Source organism: Stenotrophomonas maltophilia group sp. msm4 (assembly GCF_032025605.1).
GTDB lineage: Bacteria > Pseudomonadota > Gammaproteobacteria > Xanthomonadales > Xanthomonadaceae > Stenotrophomonas > Stenotrophomonas sepilia.
This window is the reverse complement of record NZ_JAVSKK010000001.1, coordinates 992,261-1,011,134: the sequence shown is the minus strand read 5'-3', so window position 1 is coordinate 1,011,134 and position 18,874 is coordinate 992,261. Positions and strand designations below refer to the sequence as shown.

Sequence of the window (18,874 nt, the reverse complement as noted above, 5' to 3'; positions counted from 1 at the left end):
CGCTACCAAGGGCCGCATTGCGCGGCCGGCTTCACCCAGACAGGACTCCGAAGATGAACCAGGCATTGTGGATCGCGAAAACCGGACTGGATGCGCAGCAGATGCGCATGTCGGTGGTTTCCAACAACCTCGCCAACACCAACACCACCGGCTTCAAGCAGGACCGCGCCAGCTTCGAGGACCTGCTGTACCAGCAGGTGCGCCAGCCCGGCGGCTCTTCGTCGGCGCAGACGCAGCTGCCGACCGGCCTGCAGCTGGGTACCGGCGTGCGCGTGGTCGCCACCGCCAAGAACTTCGAGCAGGGTGGACAGCAGCAGACCGGCCGCGCACTGGACGTGATGGTCAACGGACGCGGCTTCTTCGAAGTGCAGATGCCCGACGGCAGCTCGGCCTACACCCGTGATGGCTCGTTCAAGATCAACCAGGACAGCGAGCTGGTTACCAACAGCGGCTACCCGGTGCAGCCGGGCATCCAGATTCCCGAGGGCGCGCAGTCGGTCACCATCGGCAGCGACGGCACCATCAGCGTGAAGATGGCCGACAACGCCGCCTCGGTGGAAGTCGGTGCGCTGACCCTGACCGACTTCGTCAATCCGGCCGGCCTGCAGGCGCGCGGCGAGAACCTGTTCCTGGAAACCACGGCCTCGGGCCCTGCCCAGAACGGCAATCCCGGCCTGAACGGTCTCGGCACCGTGGTGCAGGGTGCGCTGGAAGGCAGCAACGTCAATGTGGTGGAAGAGCTGGTGTCGATGATCGAAACCCAGCGCGCCTACGAAATGAATGCCAAGGCGATCTCCACCACCGACTCGATGCTCGGCTATCTCAACAACAAGATCTGACCGGCCCAACCGGGAAACCGCCATGTCGCCCATTTCCAACCTCGCCCGTACTGCCCTCGCCTGCACCGTGGTCGCCCTGCTCGGTGGCTGCGTGATCGCGGGCGACGTGCGCCCCTATCCGGCGATGGCACCGATCCAGCCGATCATGCCGCCGCAGGCCGCGCCGACCGCCGGTGCGATCTACGCCGCTGGCCCGACCCTGCAGCTGTATTCGGACCGCCGCGCGCGCGATGTCGGCGACCTGCTGACGATCACCCTGCTGGAAAACACCACCGCGCAGACCAGCGCCAACACGGCCACCAACAAGGAATCCAACCTGAGCCTGGGCACGCCGTCCATCCTCGGTGCGCCGGTCACCCTGGGCGGCAAGGACATCCTCAGTGCCACCGCCAAGGGCGCGCGTGACTTCACCGGCAAGGGCAACAGCGCGCAGAGCAACCGCCTGCAGGGCAGCGTCACGGTCACGGTGATCCAGCGCCTGCCCAACGGCAACCTGGTGGTGCAGGGGCAGAAGAACCTGCGGCTGAACCAGGGCGATGAACTGGTGCAGGTGCAGGGCATCGTGCGCCCGGGCGACATCAGCCAGGACAACACCATTCCCTCCAGCCGCGTGGCCGAGGCCCGCATCGTCTACGGCGGCCGCGGACCGGTCGCGCAGTCCAACGCGATGGGCTGGCTGAGCCGCTTCTTCAATTCCGGCCTGACGCCGTTCTGAGTATGGCCATGAAACTCTTCTCCTCTTCTTCCTGGCAGCGACGCATGGCGTCGCTCTACTGTGGCGTGTTCATGGTCTTCGCGGTGGCCGCCCCGGCCAGCGCCGAGCGCATCAAGGACCTCGCCCAGGTCGGCGGCGTGCGCGGCAATGCGCTGGTGGGCTATGGCCTGGTGGTCGGCCTGGATGGCAGCGGCGACCGTACCAGCCAGGCGCCCTTCACCGTGCAGAGCCTGAAAAACCTGCTTGGCGAGCTGGGCGTGAACGTGCCGCCGAACGTCAACCCGCAGCTGAAGAACGTGGCCGCCGTGGCGATCCATGCCGAGCTGCCGCCGTTCGCCAAGCCCGGCCAGCCGATCGACATCACGGTGTCTTCGATCGGCAACGCGGTGTCGCTGCGCGGCGGTTCGCTGCTGATGGCCCCGCTGCGCGGCGCCGATGGCCAGATCTATGCCATCGCCCAGGGCAATCTGATCGTGGGTGGCTTTGGCGCGCAGGGCAAGGACGGTTCCCGTGTCTCGGTGAACGTGCCCAGCGTCGGCCGTATTCCCAACGGCGCCACCGTGGAGCGTGCCCTGCCCGATCCGCTGGCCAACGGCGGCGACATCACCCTGAACCTGCACAACAATGATTTCACCACGGTCTCGCGCATGGTCGCCGCGCTCAACAACGCGTTCGGCGAAGGTGCGGCACGCGCGATCGATGGCGTGACCGTCGCCGTCACCGCACCGACCGATCCGGGCGCACGCATCGGCCTGCTGGCGCGCATCGAGAACCTTGAACTGACCCCCGGCAGCGCCCCGGCCAAGGTGGTGGTCAATTCGCGCACCGGCACCGTGGTCATCGGCCAGCAGGTGCGGGTCGGCCCTGCGGCGATTGCGCATGGTTCGCTGACGGTGACGATCCAGGAGAACACCAACGTCAGCCAGCCCAATGCGCTGTCGGGCGGCCGTACCGTGGCTAGCCCGCAGTCCACCATCACCGCCACCAACGACGGCAGCCGCATGTTCAAGTTCAGCGGCGGCACCACCCTGGACGAGATCGTGCATGCGGTGAACGCCGTGGGTGCGGCACCGGGCGACCTGATCGCGATCCTGGAAGCCCTGAAGCAGGCCGGCGCACTGAGTGCCGAGCTCGAGGTGATCTGACATGCGCATCAATCCCGCATTCGACCTGCACCCGGCGCAGCAGAACGATCCGGCGAAGATCGACAAGGTCGCACGCCAGCTGGAAGGCCAGTTCGCACAGATGCTGGTCAAGAGCATGCGCGATGCGAGCTTCGGCGACTCGCTGTTTCCCGGCGAGAACAAGATGTTCCGCGACATGTACGACCAGAAGATTGCCGAGGCGATGACCCGCGGCAAGGGCCTGGGCCTGTCCGGCATGATCACCCGCCAGCTGTCCGGCCAGGCCGCCGAAGGTCCGGCACTGGATACCCGCGTGGATCCGGCCAAGGCCAGCCGCGCTTACCAGCTCAACGCGCCGGCCAGGCCGGCACCGTCGCTGCCCCTGGAAGATGGCAGCCAGGCCGTGCGCATGCTGCAGCAGATGGCCGCAGGCGCGCAGCACGGTGCGCAGGCCGCGCTGGCACCGATGGAGCAGGCACTGGACCTGATCGCCGGCCGTGAGAGCAGCGGCCTGCACCGCTCGTTGGGCACCGAGGATCCGTACATCGGCAGCCTGCAGGGCGAGGACTGGGCCGCCAACAGCGACCAGTGGACGGCGACGGCCAGCAATCGCGGCACGGCCATGAGCCCGGCCGATGCCCTGGCCACGCGCACCGCCGTCGCCCAGCTCGGCGAGCATACCCCGGAGGGCTTCGTCGCCAGCATCTGGCAGCACGCACAGAGCGCGGCCAGGGAACTGGGCGTGGATGCCCGCGCCCTGGTCGCCCAGGCAGCGCTGGAGACCGGCTGGGGCAAGCGCCACATCAAGCATGCCGATGGCAGCACCTCGCACAACCTGTTCGGCATCAAGGCCACTGGCTGGAACGGCCAGCGCGCCACGGCCGGCACCCATGAATATGTCGATGGCGTGCGCCGCAACGAAACCGCCAGCTTCCGCGCCTACGGTTCAGCTGCCGAGAGCTTTGCCGACTACGTGCGCCTGCTGAAGACAAGCCCGCGCTACCAGCAGGCCCTGCAGGCCGGCACCGACGTGCAGGGCTTCGCCCGTGGCCTCCAGCGCGCCGGTTACGCCACCGATCCGCGCTACGCCGCCAAGATCGCTGCGATCGCCGGCGGCCCGACCATCGAGCGCGCCGTAGCCGCCGTGGCCGACGCCGGCTCGCGCCTTGGCCAGACCTTCGCCAGCACCGCGACCGCGGCGCTGGGTATCACTCGTCGTTGAGGAACACCATGTCCAGCGTACTTTCCACCGGTACCGGTGCCCTGCTCGCCTTCCAGCGAGCGTTGGCGACCACCAGCCACAACGTGGCCAACCTCAATACACCCGGCTACAGCCGGCAGAAGGTCAACTTCGCCACCGCCGATCCACAGAACTATGGCTACGGCACGGTCGGCAACGGCACCCGCATCACTGACATCCGTCGCACGGCCGACCAGCTGGCGATCTCGCGCCTGCTCGACAGCAGCGGTGAGCTGGCGCGCCTGAAGCAGCTTTCGGGCATGGCCGACCGGGTCAACGCGCTGTTCTCCGATGCTGCCACCAACGTGGCTGGCGTCTGGTCGAACTTCTTCGACTCGGTCAGTGGCCTGTCGTCCAACGCGGCCGGCACCGCCGACCGCCAGAACATGCTCGACGGTGGCAAGGCGCTGGCCAACCGCTTCGTGCAGCTCAACACGCACCTGAACAATCTCAACAGCGAGGTCAACAACGGCCTGCTGGCCGGTGCGACCGAGGTCAACCGCCTTGCGCAGGAGATCGCGCAGATCAACGGTGCCATCGGAACCAACATCGCCTCGGCTGCACCGGACCTGCTCGACCGCCGCGACCAGCTGATCACCCAGCTGATCGGCTACACCGGTGGCACCGCGGTGATCCAGGACGGCGGCATCATGAATGTCTACACTGCCGGCGGCAACGCGCTGGTGGTGGGTACCACGGCGACCAAGGTCACCACCGTAGCCGATCCTTACCAGCCCGAGCGCCTGCAGTTGGCACTGGAGACTCAGGGCAACACCATCCGTCTCGACCCGAAAGCGGTCGGTGGCCAGATCGGGGGCCTGCTGGAATTCCGCGACACCGTGCTGACGCCTGCGCAGGCCGAACTGGGCAAGCTGGCGGTGGGCCTGGCCGAGAGCTTCAACCAGGTCCACCACCAGGGTGTGGATCTGTATGGCCAGATGGGCGGGGACTTCTTCAACATCGGCAGCCCACGCGTGACCGGCAACAACAGCAATACCGGAACCGCCAGCCTCAGCGCCACCTATGGCGACCTGGGCAAACTGGACGCGCAGAACGTGGTGCTGCAGTTCGATGGCACCACCTGGAAGGCCAGCCGCGCCGACACCGGCGCCAGCATTCCCCTGACCGGTACCGGCACCGCCGCCGATCCGCTGGTGATCAACGGCGTGAACCTGGTCGTCGGCGGCACCCCGGCGGCCAATGACCGCTTCCTGCTGCAGCCCACCGCCGGCGTGGCCGGCAGCCTGGAGATGGCCATCACCGATCCGTCGCGCATTGCCGCGGCCGCCGCAGTCAAGGGCGCAGCCGCCACCGCCAACACCGGTACCGGCAAGCTGAGCGGCGTCACCGTCACCGATTCGGCCAACGCGAACCTGCGCAATCCGTCGGCGATCGTGTTCACCTCGGCGACCACCTACACCATCGACGGTGGCCCGCCGCAGACCTATACACCTGGCCAGACCATCAGTGCCAACGGCTGGAGCTTCGTACTGGACGGTGCGCCGAAGGTGGGCGATACCTTCAACATCACCCCGACCCCGGCCGGTTCGTCGGACAACAGCAACGCCTCCAGGTTGGCCAAGGTGGAAAGCACGAAGGCCTTCAACGCCGGAACGGTGACACTGAACGGTGCACTGGGTGGCCTGACCACCCAGGTCGGCGCCGCCGCCCGCTCGGCCGAGTACTCGCTCGATGCGCAGCTGGTGATCAATGACAAGGCACAGGAAGCCCGCGATGAGGTCTCCGGCGTGAACCTGGACGAAGAGGCCGCCGACATGCTGCGCCTGCAGCAGGCCTACCAGGCCGCCTCACAGCTGATCTCCACCGCCGACAGCATGTTCCAGACCATCCTGGGAGCCGTCCGCCGATGAGCAGCCGCATCTCCACCAGCATGATGTTCAACCAGTCGGTGTCGCTGATGATGGCCAAGCAGGCCAAGCTCAGCCACCTGGAGCAGCAGATTGCTACTGGCAGCAAGATCGTCAGCGCCAAGGACGATCCGGTTGCCGCCGGCACTGCAGTCGGCCTTGACCGCAGCCTGGCCGCACTGGACCGCATGAAGCTCAACGCCGGCAATGTGCAGAACCGCCTGGGCGTGCAGGAAAACACCCTGGCGCAGGTCAACGACCTGATGGCGCGCGTCAACGATCTGACCATCCAGGCCAGCAATCCGGCACTGAGCGCGGCGGACAAGAAGACGCTGATCACCGAGGTCAACCAGATCCGCGATGGCCTGCTGTCGCTGGCCAACGCCGACGATGGTACCGGCCGCTACGTGTTCGGTGGCACCAACGACGGTGACCCGCCGTTCGCCAAGATCAACGGCAAGGTCGTCTATCGCGGCGACCAGACCCAGCGCCAGGTTGAAGTCGGCCCCGATACCTATGTGCGCGACGCCCTGCCCGGCAGCGAGATCTTCATGCGCATCCCCACCGGCGACGGCTTCGTTGACGGCAGCGCCGCGGCCGGCAACACCGGCAACGGCGTGCTGACCAACATCACCCGCGACGGCAGCGACAGCTGGAACGGCCAGGGCTTCAGCGTGCGCTTCACCACCGGCACCCAGTACGAGGTGGTGGATGGTGCGGGCAACGTGACCGGCACCGGCACCTACAAGGCTGGCGACGACCTGGAAGTGAACGGTGTGCGCCTGCGCATCACCGGCGCACCTGCAGCGGGCGACAGCTTCAGCGTACAGGCCGCCAGCAGCCGCGACATCTTCGCCACCATGGACAACCTGGTCGCCGCGCTGGGTGCCGACACCGGTACCACCGCGCAGATGACTGCGCAGCAGAATCAGCTGCAGAGCGCACTGCGCGACGTCGCGCGCGCCTCGGAGCGGATGATCGATTCGCGCGCTGCCGGTGGTGCGCAGTTGAAGGCGCTGGACAACGCGGCGGAGATGCGCGAGGCCAATGGCGTGACCCTGAAGACCACGCTGTCGCAGATGCGCGACCTGGATTACGCCGATGCACTGAGCCAGTACCAGCTGCAGAGCACCGCACTGCAGGCGGCGCAGACGATCTTCTCGCAGATGCAGTCGATGTCGCTGTTCAACAAGCTGCGCTGACGCCTCTCCTGCGTCACCCCTGAAAGGCCGCGATGCCCTGCATCGCGGCCTTTTTCGTTTGCGCGCCTGCCCGCCACCACGCGGCCCTCTGGCCATCTCCGGCCGATTCTCCGTGATTGCCCATCAAGCCGGGTCGCACCCCGCCGATACCTTCATCAGCGCTGGTCAGGCCCTGCCCGACCGCCCCTCCCGGGCTCGCTTCCATCCTGGCAACAGGGCTGAAAACCCCGGGAAAACAGCTTCAGGCAACGAATTCTGGCTTCAGCGGAATTCACGGCTAAAGGTTGTTGACAAAGCGCCGTTATTCATTTGGCAACGGCGAAGCACACAGCCACACAAAAAAACAGGCGGCGCTTCGTTTCATTCACCAACGGGTTCCATATAAGAGGAGACGACCCCATGGCACAGGTAATCAACACCAATACGATGTCGCTCAACGCTCAGCGCAACCTGAGCACCAGCGGCAGCTCGCTCGCCACCACCATCCAGCGCCTCTCGTCCGGCCTGCGCATCAACAGCGCGAAGGACGACGCGGCCGGCCTGGCCATCAGCGAGCGCTTCACCACCCAGATCCGTGGCCTGGACGTGGCCATCCGCAACGCCAACGACGGCATCTCGCTGGCCCAGGTCGCCGAAGGTTCGCTGAACGAAGTCGGCAACAACCTGCAGCGCATCCGCGAACTGGGCGTGCAGGCCTCCAATGCCACCAACTCGGCCAGCGACCGCAAGGCCCTGCAGGCTGAAGTGACCCAGCTGGTTTCGGAAATCGATCGTGTGGCCAAGCAGGCCGACTTCAACGGCACCAAGCTGCTGGACGGCAGCTTCACCAGCCAGCTGTTCCAGGTGGGCGCCAACGCCGGCCAGGCCATCGCCATCAACAGCGTGGTCAACGCCAAGGCCGATTCGCTGGGGGCTGCCACCTTCGCCAACGGCTACACCGGCACTGCGCTGGCGGTGGACAAGGCCACGGCCGACACCACCTACTCCGGCCTGCAGGTCTCGGTCACCCCACCGGGCGGCACCGCCACCACGGTCACCATCAGCGACTTCACCGTGAAGGCCGGCGAGTCGATCACCTCGGCCACCGCTGCGGCGATCAACAACAAGCTGGGTGAAACCGGCGTGGTGGCCTCGGTCAATGCCGGCGTCATCAGCCTGGCTTCGGTCAAGGATGGCCAGACCTTCGCCCTGGGCGTCAGCGCAGCAACCCCGCCGGCCGGCGTCACCGCCGCGACCATCGCCGGCCTGGGCCTGACCGAGACCAGCACCAACGGCGGCACCCTGACCGGTGCAGCGGCCAGCTTCGTCAAGGACCTGAACGTCACCACCGCCGAAGGCGCACAGAAGGCGATGTCGATCGTCGACAAGGCCCTGGAATCGGTCAACAGCGTCCGCGCCGACCTCGGCGCGATCCAGAACCGCTTCACCTCGGTGGTCGCCAACCTGCAGACCTCCTCGGAGAACCTGTCCGCATCGCGCAGCCGCATCCGCGATACCGACTTCGCCAAGGAAACCGCCGAACTGACCCGCACCCAGATCCTGCAGCAGGCCGGTACGGCCATGCTGGCCCAGGCCAACCAGGTACCGCAGAACGTGCTCAGCCTGTTGCAGCGCTGACATGAGCCGCCCCCGGGGCACGTCGGGGGCGTCTGACCCAACTCACGTGCAACCGCTCAAGGACCTCTCCTCATGGCACAAGTCATCAACACCAATACGATGTCGTTGAATGCTCAGCGTAACCTGAGCACCAGCGGCAGCTCGCTGGCTACCACCATCCAGCGCCTGTCCTCCGGTTCGCGCATCAACAGCGCCAAGGACGACGCCGCCGGCCTGGCGATCTCCGAGCGCTTCGGCACGCAGATCCGCGGTACCGACGTCGCCATCCGCAATGCCAACGACGGCATCTCGCTGGCCCAGGTTGCCGAAGGTTCGCTGACCGAAATCGGCAACAACCTGCAGCGCGTCCGCGAGCTGTCGGTGCAGGCCGCCAACGCCACCAACTCGGCCAGCGACCGCAAGGCGCTGCAGGCCGAAGTGACCCAGCTGGTCTCGGAAATCGACCGCGTCGCCAAGCAGTCGGACTTCAACGGCACCAAGCTGCTGGACGGTTCGTTCTCCAGCCAGCTGTTCCAGGTCGGTGCCAACGCCGGCCAGGCCATCGCCATCGACAAGACCATCGATGCCAAGGCCAACGCCCTGGGCGGCGCCAAGTTCGACACCAACTCGCTGGCCCTGGCCGACCCGGGCACCAACGCCGACCTCAAGGTCACTGGCCTGCAGATCAATGGCGTGACCATCGCCGACGTCGATGTCAAGCAGGGTGCCGACGCCGCTGCTACCGGCAAGGCCTCCCGCGAGGCGCTGGTGACTGCCATCAACGCCAAGATCGGTGAGACCGGTGTCTACGCCGAAGTGAACGGTACCGCCGGCGTCACCCTGACCTCGGTCAAGGACAGCGTCAACGCCGATGGCTCGTTCAAGGCCATCACCGCTTCGGTGGGCACCTGGACCGGCGCCACCGCCCCGACCTTCACCGCCACCACTGCTGCTGCAGCGCCGGCCGCGAAGTACGCCAGCAACCTGGACGTCAGCACCGTGAAGGGCGCCCAGCAGGCGATGGAAATCGTCGACAAGGCCCTGGGTGCGATCAACAGCACTCGTGCCGACCTGGGCGCCGTGCAGAACCGCTTCACCTCGGTGGTGGCCAACCTGCAGACCTCGTCGGAGAACCTGTCGGCTTCGCGTAGCCGCATCAAGGACACCGACTTCGCCAAGGAAACCGCAGAACTGACCCGCACCCAGATCCTGCAGCAGGCCGGTACGGCCATGCTGGCCCAGGCCAACCAGGTGCCGCAGGGCGTGCTCAGCCTGCTGCGCTGATCCGCTCCCTGATCGACCTCCGGGCGCCGCATGACGCCGCGCCCGGATCCTGAAACACGTTCCACCTTCGCCAAAGGAAATGCACCATGGCACAAGTCATCAACACCAACACCATGTCCCTGAATGCTCAGCGCAACCTGAGCACCAGCGGCAGCTCGCTGGCCACCACCATCCAGCGCCTGTCCTCCGGTTCGCGCATCAACAGCGCCAAGGACGACGCCGCCGGCCTGGCGATCTCCGAGCGCTTCGGCACGCAGATCCGCGGTACCGACGTCGCCATCCGCAACGCCAACGACGGTATTTCGCTGGCCCAGGTCGCCGAAGGTTCGCTGACCGAAATCGGCAACAATCTGCAGCGCGTCCGCGAGCTGTCGGTGCAGGCCTCCAACGCCACCAACTCGGCCAGCGACCGCAAGGCGCTGCAGGCCGAAGTGACCCAGTTGGTCTCGGAAATCGACCGCGTCGCCAAGCAGTCGGACTTCAACGGCACCAAGCTGCTGGACGGCACCTTCTCCAGCCAGCTGTTCCAGGTCGGCGCCAATGCCGGCCAGGCCATCGCCATCGACAAGACCATCGATGCCAAGGCCGGCTCGCTGGGCACCTCGACCTTCGCCACCGGCGCGACCGCCGCCCTGGCCGCCAGCACCGACGGCGCACGCTTCTCCGGCACCGTGATGGGCGTGGACATCGGCACGGTTGAAGTCAAGGCCGGCGCCACCACGGCGGATGCCTCCAAGGCCGTCGCCACCGCCATCAACGCCAAGATCGGCGAGGCCGGCATCTACGCCGAAGCCAATGCCGACGGCTCCCTGAAGCTGAGCTCGGTGAAGGAAGGCAAGGCCGTTGCCGCTGCCGATATCGCCCTGATGCGCAGCGACTACGACGCCACCGCCAAGACCTGGGGCACCGCAGCGGCTGCCGGCGCCTACACTGCTGGCACCGACACCTCGGCGAACGTGCAGAAGCTGGACGTGAGCACCGTACTCGGTGCCCAGCAGGCCCTGGAAGTGGTCGACAAGGCCCTGGGTGCGATCAACAGCACCCGCGCCGACCTCGGTGCGATCCAGAACCGCTTCACCTCGGTGGTGGCCAACCTGCAGACCTCGTCGGAAAACCTGTCGGCATCGCGCAGCCGCATCAAGGACACCGACTTCGCCAAGGAAACCGCAGAGCTGACCCGCACCCAGATCCTGCAGCAGGCCGGTACGGCCATGCTGGCCCAGGCCAACCAGGTGCCGCAGGGCGTGCTCAGCCTGCTGCGCTGATCCACGGCAAGAAGGCGCCGCTACCGTCGGGTCGAACCGACGGTAGCGGCAACCGGGAAGCCACGATGCACGAAGGCGCGGGCCATGCCCGGCCCGGGATCAGTCCCGAACCGGCTTGGCATCGCCCGCTCCTGCGGACCTCTCTTTCAGCGCTGTACCTTTGACTGTACGTAACGGGCGGCTTCGTCTCCCCCCGATTGTCAGTAGCCTGATCCCTCCCCTGCATTGGGGGAGGGCTTTTTGCAGACTCCCGGCAGCCCGCGGTGAACCCACCCGCACCCTGCCCCAGCTCTCCTGCAACCCGCGTGCCAGAACCTGCGCCAGGCGAGTGGCACGGCACGTGCATCAACGAAGTCCTCAAGACCCAGCGGCGCAGGCCGCTATTTTCGTTGACGACGGGCCAGCGCACGACGGCCGGGCCCGGATACCAGGAGAAACGACGTGGCAGACTTTGGATACGGTGGCATTGGCTCGGGACTGGATATTTCCAGCATCGTCAACCAGCTGGTCGCAGCTGACCGCAAGCCCGCCGACAATGCGCTGAACCTGCAGCAGTCCAAGGCCAAGATGCAATTGTCGTCGATCGGCACCATCACCTCGGCCTTCGACAAGCTGAAGACGGCGCTGACCGCACTGAAGGCCACCACCGCGTTCGACACGCGCACGGTGACCGCCAGCAAAGGCGGCGACAAGGGCACCGACGAGATCCTGACGGCGTCGGTCGCGCTGTATGACGTTGGCACCACCAAGGCTGCGGCCTCCAACGGCACGCACGTGGTCAATGTCACCTCGCTGGCCACCGCGCACAAACTGATCGCCGATACTTCGGTACCCAAGACCGACACGTTTGCTGCCGGAACCTTGACGCTGACCGTTGGCGTGGGCGACAAGGCCAAGACCATGAACGTGGAGGTGGAGGACGGCGACACGCTGACCACCATCCGCAACAAGATCGATGCGGCCGGCCGCAAGGAAGGCGTGCAGGCCACCCTGATCAGCTCCGGCGACAACCAGTACCTGTCGATCGCACAGGAGAAGACCGGTGCCGCCAACGCGATCAAGCTCGAGTACGCAGGCAGCGACGCCAAGCTGGGGGGGCTGGTCAACAGCCTGAAGCAGAACACCGCCGCCGCCGACGCCGAGCTGACCATCGATGGCGTGAAGGTCGTCAGCGCCAGCAACACCGTGGCCGATGCGGTTCCGGGCCTGACCCTGAACCTGAAGATGCCGGGCACCAGCACGGTGACCATCAGCACCGACACTGCGGCGGCCACCAAGGTGATGCAGGAGTTCGTAACGGCCTACAACGCCGCACTGGCGGCGATCAACACCGAAACCAAGTACGACGCCAAGACCAAGGAAGCCTCCACGCTGACCGGCGATGCGCAGATGCGCGGCGCCACCAGCCAGCTGCGCTCGGTGATGTCGAGCGTGCTCAAGGACCTGGCCGGTGACAAGCTCGATGCCAAGGCGATCGGTCTGGATACCCGCGGCTACCCCAATGCCGACGGCACGCTGATCCTGGACACCACCAAGTTCGCCGCCGCACTGGCCAGCCAGCCGGAGAAGATGCGCCAGGCGATCACCGGTGATTCCGGCGGTGCCGGCAAGCTGTACACGCTGGTCGACGGCTATGTCAGCACCACGGTCGGCAAGGAAGGCGCGTTCGTCGCGCGCACCAAGGGCCTGAACACCACGCTGGACAACATCGACAAGCGCCGCAAGGACCTCGACACGCGGATGAAGAGCGTGGAAGAGCGCTACAAGAAGCAGTTCATCGCGCTGGACAGCCTGATGGGCAAGTTGCAGCAGAGCAACACGGCGCTGCAGCAGCAGCTGGCACAGTTGAACCGCTGACGATGCGTGCGTGGCACTCAAGTTTGCCGCGCAATGCACCGATAACGGACGCAACAGCAATCATCGCCGCGCCGCCGGCACCGATCCCCACGATCACCCGACGGCACCCCGCGCAAGGAGAATCACGAATGTACGGTTCCAGCCGTCAATATGCCGAGCAGTACCGCCAGGTGGGAGTGACCAGTGCGGTCGCCGATGCCGATCCGCACAAGCTGGTGGCGATGCTGCTGGCCGGCGCGCTGGAGCGCGTGCGTCGCGCCCTGGCCAGCCTCGAGCGGGGCGACCAGGCCGGCAAGGGCAAGGCGATCGGCGAAGTCTGCGCGATCGTCGGCCACCTCAACGGCTCGCTGGACCATGAGGCCGGCGGCGAGATCGCCGGCAACCTGTCGGCCCTGTACGATTACGTGCTGCAGCGCCTCACCGAAGCCAACCTGCACAACGACCGCGCCGCGCTGGATGAATCGCTGCAGCTGCTGGGCGAGATCGACAGCGCCTGGAACGCGATCCCGCACGAACAGCGCCGCCCGGCCGCGGTGGCGCCATGAGCCTGCCCGAACTGCACGCGCAGCTGGATGCCTTCGAGAAGGCACTGGGCGATGATGCCCTGGACCAGGCCGACAGCCTGCTCGACGGGCACGACAGCACCCTGCATGCCCTGCTCAGCCAGCCGCTGACCGCTGCGGACCACGGGCCGCTGAGCGCCCTGTTCGAGCGCCAGCAGAGCCTTCTGGGCCTGCTGCGCCAGCGCCGCGATGCAGCGGCCGCACTGATGAATGACGGCCAGCGCTCGCTTCGCGCCGCCCATGCCTACCTGCAGGCAGGATCGCTGGCATGACCCAGCTGCCGGCCACGTCGCTGCACCATCCTGCCGAAAGCGAGCTGTTCGACGAAACGCTCAGCTGCGAGCTGGCCCTGCCGGCCGAGTTCCAGGCGGGCAGCGCGGCCGGACGCACCAGCGGTGCCGAAGGCCTGCTGCGCAGCCTGGCACTGGTCGAAGACAGCCGTGTTGACGAGCACGACGAACGCAACGAGGCCACCCTGCAGCTGCAACGCCTTGAAGCCAAGCTGGACCTGGCGATGGTGCTGCTCGGCCGCTTGGTGCGCCAGCAGGGCCTGGAACTGCCCCTGCGCCCGGTGCGCTGGTCGCGCCGTGGCATCCGCCTGCAGCTGGGCCCGCGCAGCGGTGCCAGCCCCGGCCAGGCCGGCGTGGTGCGCCTGCAGCCCAGCGACTGGCTGCCCGACCACATCGACCTGCCGGTGGAAGTGATCGCCGAGGCAGCCGACGGCGGCGGCGGCCACTTCCTATGGCTGCGCTTCCAGCGCCTGGGCGACGGCCTGGAAATGGCCATGGAGCGGCACCTGTTCCGACTGCACCGCCGCCAGGTGGCCGAGGCACGCCGGGCGCGCTGAAAGCTGCCACCATCACGCTTGGCGGGCAAGCCTTGGCGCGCCCGTTCAGCTAAGTTAAGGTGGACTCCCCTACACGGATCTGTTGCGTGCCTGTGCGAGTTCTCATCGTCGACGATCACACCCTCGTCCGCGCCGGCCTGGCGCGGCTGCTGCAGGGGTTTGCCGACGTGCAGCTCGTCGCCGAGGCCAGCAACGCCGAACAGGCATTGCAGCTGGCCCTGCAGCACGCGCCGGATGTGGTGCTGATGGATCTCTCGTTGCCGGGCCGCACCGGCCTGGAAGCGCTCAGCGACATCCGCCTGCGCGCCCCCGGCACCCGGGTGGTGATGATGACCATGCACGACGATGCCGCGCATGTGCGCGATGCCCTGGATCGTGGCGCGGTCGGGTTCGTGGTGAAGGATGCAGCACCGCAGGAGCTGGAACTGGCGCTGCGCGCCGCGCATGCCGGCCAGGTGTTCCTGAGTCCCCAGATCTCGGCCAAGATGCTGGCCCCCATGCTGGGCCGCGAGAAGCCTACCGGCATTGCCGCGCTGTCGCCGCGCCAGCGCGAGATCCTGCGCCGCATCGGCAAGGGCGAAAGCAACAAGGAAATCGCCGCCGACCTCGGCATCAGCGTGAAGACGGTGGAAACCCACCGCGCACGCATGATGGAGTCATTGGGCTGCCGCCGCGCCAATGACCTTTTGCTGCTGGCCGCGCGCCACCAGCACGAGCTGGAGTAAGCGCCAGTAGCGGGCAAGGCCCTGCACTGACGACGAATTCCCGTCACCCCGACATTCCCTGACAGGAATCCGTACACCGGCCGCCGCGAACCCCGCCGCTTCGGCACGACGAATCAATGACTTGGCGGCCCGCTTCGTCAATATCCCGAGCCAATGTAGGGATAACCCCTACATCCTGTCGGGACAACCACGACCCCCCTCAGGAACCCCCCGATTCCGCCCACGCCGGATCAAAAGCAAGATGCGTTCCACAAGGCGCCGGGGAGCGGCGCCGGGGAACCACGATGAAGGCTGCACTCTCGACCCAGCTGGGCCAACAACTTCACCTCACCCCTCAGCTGCTGCAGTCGATCCGGCTGCTGCAGCTCGATGGCCTGCACCTGGAACAGGAAATCCAGCGCCTGCTGGACTCCAACCCGCTGCTGGAGATCGAAGAGGCCGAAGCGCCTGCCGCTGACGCCACCGAGGCCGCCGCCACCACGCTGGAAACCGCTGCGTTCGACGAGTTGCCGGAGTCTTCGATGTGGGACGTGGCCGGCGCCAGCTGGCAGGACGGCGACGACGATCGCATGGCGCGCATTGCCGCCGGTGAGTCGACCGACCCGCAGCTGCGCGTGCTGCAGCGCCTGGCGCTGGACATGGACGACCGCGAACTGGCGGTGGCCGCGTTCTGGCTCGACCACTGCGATGAGGCCGGCTACCTGCAGGCGCCGCTGGCGCAGCTGCAGCTGCTGGCCAGCGCCCAGTTCGACATCGCCGCCGAAGGCGTCGAGGCCATCCGCCAGCAGCTGCTGCACGGTGAACCCGCTGGCATGGCTGCGCAGGACCTGCGCGAAGGCCTGCAGGCACAGCTGCGCAGCCTGCACGGCGTGGTCCCTGCTCGCCACCTGGCCGCCCGCATCCTCGATGGCGCGCTCGATGCGCTGGCTGCGCACGACTACCCCGCCCTCGCCCGCCAGCACGACGCCGAGATCGACGACGTGCGCGAGGCGGTGCGCCTGATCCTCTCGCTGCAGCCGCGCCCCGGCGACAGCCTGCTGCCCGAACGCAACGCTGTGGTAGTGCCGGACGTCGTCGCCTGGCACGCCGATGGGCAATGGAAGGTGGCACTGAACCCGGCCACCAGCCGCCGCGTCTCGATCAACAGCCAGTACGAACAGGCGCTGGCCGAAACCAGCGAAGCCGCGCCGGCACTGCGCGAGATGCTGCAGGAGGCACGCTGGTTCAGCCGCGGCCTGTCGATGCGCTACGACACCCTGCTGCGCACCGCGCGGGTGATCGTCGAGCGCCAGGCCGCCTTCCTGGTCCGTGGCGAAGAGGCCATGGCCCCGCTGACCCTGAAGGAAGTGGCCGAGGAAATCGGCATGCACGAGTCCACCGTCTCACGCATCACCACCGGCAAGTTCCTGCAGACACCGCGCGGCACCTTCGAACTGAAGCACTTCTTCGCGGTGCGCCTGGAAGGCGCCAGCGTCTCCGGCCAGGCGGTGAAAGCCATGGTCCGCCGCCTGATCGACGCCGAACCCGCCGGCCGTCCGCTGGCCGACGAGGCCATTGCCGGCCTGCTGTCACGCCAGGGGGTGAACATTGCCCGCCGAACCGTCGCAAAATACCGAGAACAACTGGATATCGCCCCGGCCCGCGAACGGCGCCGGCTCAGCGCCAGGCAACCGCAGCTGGCCCGGGTGGGCTGAAAAGGATGTTGGACATGAACAAGCTCACGGTCCTGCTGGTCGATGACCACGAGGGCTTCATCAACGCGGCGATGCGCCATTTCCGCAAGATCGACTGGCTGCAGATCGTCGGCAGTGCCGGCAACGGCCTGGAAGCGATCGAGCGCTCGGAAACGCTGCGCCCGCAGGTGGTGTTGATGGACCTGGCCATGCCGGAGATGGGTGGCCTGCAGGCCACCCGCCTGATCAAGTCGCAGGACGATGCACCGTACATCGTGATCGCCAGCCACTTCGATGACGCCGAGCACCGCGAACACGCGCTGCGTGCCGGTGCCGACAACTTTGTCAGCAAGCTGTCCTACATCCAGGAAGTGATGCCGATCCTGGAAGGCCTCAGGGAGGAACAGTCGTGAGTGAATCGCGCATCCTGGTGCTGGACAACGACGCCGTGCGCGCAGAGCGCACCGTTGCCCTGCTGGAATTCATGGACTTCAACCCGCGCTGGGTATCCGACGCGGCCGACTTCGACCTGGGCCGGCAGCGCCAGAACGACTGGATGGCGGTGATCGTCGGCAGCCTGGACGACAGCCCCGCCAGCACCGCGCTGTACAACTGGCTGGGCGGCAGCAGCCTGCCGCCTCCGGTGCTGCTGGCCGATGGTGATGCTGCAGTGTTTGCCCGGCAGCACGGGCTGCATGAAGCGAACATCTGGCCGCTGGAAACGCCGCTGCGCCACGCACAGATGGAAGCCCTGCTGCGCCGCGCCAGCCTCAAGCGCCTGGATGCCGAGCATCAGGCAGGCGCCGCCCAGGACCAGGGCCCCACCGGCAACGGCCCGGCAGTGACCGCCCTGCGCACCATGATCGAGCAGGTCGCCGCATTCGATACCACCGTGCTCGTGCTGGGCGAATCCGGTACCGGCAAGGAAGTGGTGTCGCGCGCCATCCACCAGCGCTCGCCGCGCCGTGACGGCCCGTTCGTGGCGATCAACTGCGGCGCCATTCCGGCCGACCTGCTGGAAAGCGAACTGTTCGGCCATGAGAAGGGCGCCTTCACCGGCGCGCTGACCGCGCGCAAGGGCCGTTTCGAAATGGCCGAGGGCGGCACCCTGCTGCTCGACGAAATCGGCGACATGAGCCTGCCGATGCAGGTGAAGCTGCTGCGCGTGCTGCAGGAACGCAGCTTCGAGCGCGTCGGTGGCAACCAGACCATCCGCTGCAACGTGCGCGTGGTGGCCGCGACCCACCGCGACCTGGAGACCCGCATCGCCGAGGGCAAGTTCCGCGAGGATCTGTTCTACCGCCTCAACGTGTTCCCGATCGAAGTGCCCGCGCTGCGCGAGCGTCGCGAAGACCTGCCAGCGCTGGTGGAAACCATCGCCGCGCAGCTGGCCCGCACCGGCCGTGGCGAAGTGCGCTTCACCCCGGAAGCGCTGCAGGCCCTGGCCGGCTACGAATGGCCGGGCAACGTGCGCGAGCTGACCAACCTGGTCGAGCGCCTGGCGGTGCTGCATCCGGGTGGTTCGGTGCGCGTGCAGGACCTGCCGGCCCGTTACCGTGGCGATGCGGCACTGGCCGCCGCCACGCCGGCACCGGCACAGCCGGCCGCCAGCGAAGAACGCCTGGACCTGCGCAGCTTCTCCTTCCACACCCCGGGCAGCGGCAACCAGCCGGCGCTGGAGCACGGCATCGCCGTCAATCGCCCGGCGGCGCCGGCGGCGCTGCCTGACGAAGGCATGGACCTGCGCAACCACATGGCCAACATCGAACTGGGCCTGATCAACGAAGCACTGGAACGCACCCAGGGCGTGGTCGCCCACGCCGCCCAGCTGCTCGGCCTGCGCCGCACCACCCTGGTGGAAAAGCTGCGCAAGTACGGCATCGAGCGCGAGCAGGCCGAACTGGCCGGCTGAAACGCATTGCCAGCATGAAGGGGGCACGAACGCCTGGGCTTGCCCGGGCGTTGGTGTTTTGGGCCCCTGGGCTCACATCCCTTTGCTGCGGAACGGGATCTGAGCCCATTGCTTTTGCACGTTTTCCTAGAGACAACACCGCCGCAGTGCGGAGCATGGCAAGG

The 18,874-nt window shown here is 67.1% G+C and carries 17 protein-coding genes; all 17 read left to right on the top strand.

Annotated elements, in window-relative coordinates; all coding sequences use genetic code 11:
• The first annotated feature begins 53 nt into the window (after positions 1-53).
• The gene (gene flgG, locus ROV93_RS04725) at positions 54-839 is read left to right on the top strand and encodes a flagellar basal-body rod protein FlgG (RefSeq protein ID WP_005416457.1); all 786 of its coding nucleotides are present in this window, start codon (positions 54-56) and stop codon (positions 837-839) included.
• Between the two features lie 22 nt (positions 840-861).
• The gene (gene flgH / locus ROV93_RS04720) at positions 862-1,554 is read left to right on the top strand and encodes a flagellar basal body L-ring protein FlgH (RefSeq protein ID WP_005416456.1); all 693 of its coding nucleotides are present in this window, start codon (positions 862-864) and stop codon (positions 1,552-1,554) included.
• A gap of 2 nt (positions 1,555-1,556) precedes the next feature.
• On the top strand, positions 1,557-2,699 hold the full coding sequence (locus ROV93_RS04715; RefSeq protein ID WP_312538617.1) for a flagellar basal body P-ring protein FlgI: 1,143 nt from the start codon (positions 1,557-1,559) through the stop codon (positions 2,697-2,699).
• A 1-nt stretch (position 2,700) separates the two neighbouring features.
• Entirely contained in the window at positions 2,701-3,900 is a 1,200-nt protein-coding gene (gene flgJ, locus ROV93_RS04710; protein ID WP_072166969.1) for a flagellar assembly peptidoglycan hydrolase FlgJ, read from the top strand.
• 8 nt (positions 3,901-3,908) lie between these two features.
• Complete coding sequence (gene flgK, locus ROV93_RS04705; RefSeq protein ID WP_053496686.1) at positions 3,909-5,789, top strand: flagellar hook-associated protein FlgK; 1,881 nt, start codon at positions 3,909-3,911, stop codon at positions 5,787-5,789.
• On the top strand, positions 5,786-6,988 hold the full coding sequence (gene flgL / locus ROV93_RS04700; protein ID WP_053496687.1) for a flagellar hook-associated protein FlgL: 1,203 nt from the start codon (positions 5,786-5,788) through the stop codon (positions 6,986-6,988). Before flgK ends, flgL begins: the two co-directional genes overlap by 4 nt.
• A 399-nt stretch (positions 6,989-7,387) precedes the next feature.
• Complete coding sequence (locus tag ROV93_RS04695; protein ID WP_005416451.1) at positions 7,388-8,605, top strand: flagellin; 1,218 nt, start codon at positions 7,388-7,390, stop codon at positions 8,603-8,605.
• A 72-nt stretch (positions 8,606-8,677) separates the two neighbouring features.
• Positions 8,678-9,868, top strand: coding sequence for a flagellin (locus tag ROV93_RS04690; RefSeq protein WP_072166968.1), 1,191 nt, complete (start codon positions 8,678-8,680; stop codon positions 9,866-9,868).
• A gap of 86 nt (positions 9,869-9,954) precedes the next feature.
• Positions 9,955-11,133 carry a flagellin gene (locus ROV93_RS04685; RefSeq protein ID WP_072166967.1) on the top strand — a complete coding sequence of 393 codons (1,179 nt, stop codon included), beginning with the start codon at positions 9,955-9,957 and terminating at the stop codon, positions 11,131-11,133.
• Between the two features lie 441 nt (positions 11,134-11,574).
• The gene (fliD, locus tag ROV93_RS04680) at positions 11,575-12,990 is read left to right on the top strand and encodes a flagellar filament capping protein FliD (protein WP_061478707.1); all 1,416 of its coding nucleotides are present in this window, start codon (positions 11,575-11,577) and stop codon (positions 12,988-12,990) included.
• 128 nt (positions 12,991-13,118) lie between these two features.
• Positions 13,119-13,535, top strand: a complete 417-nt coding sequence (gene fliS / locus ROV93_RS04675) for a flagellar export chaperone FliS (RefSeq protein WP_005416447.1) — start codon at positions 13,119-13,121, stop codon at positions 13,533-13,535.
• A complete protein-coding gene (locus ROV93_RS04670; RefSeq protein ID WP_072166966.1) occupies positions 13,532-13,825 on the top strand; it encodes a hypothetical protein in 294 nt (97 codons plus the stop codon). The genes fliS and ROV93_RS04670 overlap by 4 nt, the downstream gene beginning before the upstream one ends.
• Complete coding sequence (locus ROV93_RS04665; RefSeq protein ID WP_072166965.1) at positions 13,822-14,400, top strand: PilZ domain-containing protein; 579 nt, start codon at positions 13,822-13,824, stop codon at positions 14,398-14,400. The genes ROV93_RS04670 and ROV93_RS04665 overlap by 4 nt, the downstream gene beginning before the upstream one ends.
• A gap of 92 nt (positions 14,401-14,492) precedes the next feature.
• Positions 14,493-15,125, top strand: a complete 633-nt coding sequence (locus tag ROV93_RS04660) for a response regulator transcription factor (RefSeq protein WP_005413261.1) — start codon at positions 14,493-14,495, stop codon at positions 15,123-15,125.
• 284 nt (positions 15,126-15,409) lie between these two features.
• Positions 15,410-16,819: an RNA polymerase factor sigma-54 gene (gene rpoN / locus ROV93_RS04655; RefSeq protein WP_072166964.1), complete on the top strand. Its 1,410-nt coding sequence runs from the start codon at positions 15,410-15,412 to the stop codon at positions 16,817-16,819.
• 14 nt (positions 16,820-16,833) lie between these two features.
• Positions 16,834-17,211 carry a response regulator transcription factor gene (locus ROV93_RS04650; RefSeq protein WP_005409556.1) on the top strand — a complete coding sequence of 126 codons (378 nt, stop codon included), beginning with the start codon at positions 16,834-16,836 and terminating at the stop codon, positions 17,209-17,211.
• Positions 17,208-18,710 (top strand): sigma-54 dependent transcriptional regulator, encoded by a 1,503-nt coding sequence (locus ROV93_RS04645; RefSeq protein WP_072166963.1) that lies wholly within the window; start codon positions 17,208-17,210, stop codon positions 18,708-18,710. Before ROV93_RS04650 ends, ROV93_RS04645 begins: the two co-directional genes overlap by 4 nt.
• Positions 18,711-18,874 lie beyond the last annotated feature (164 nt).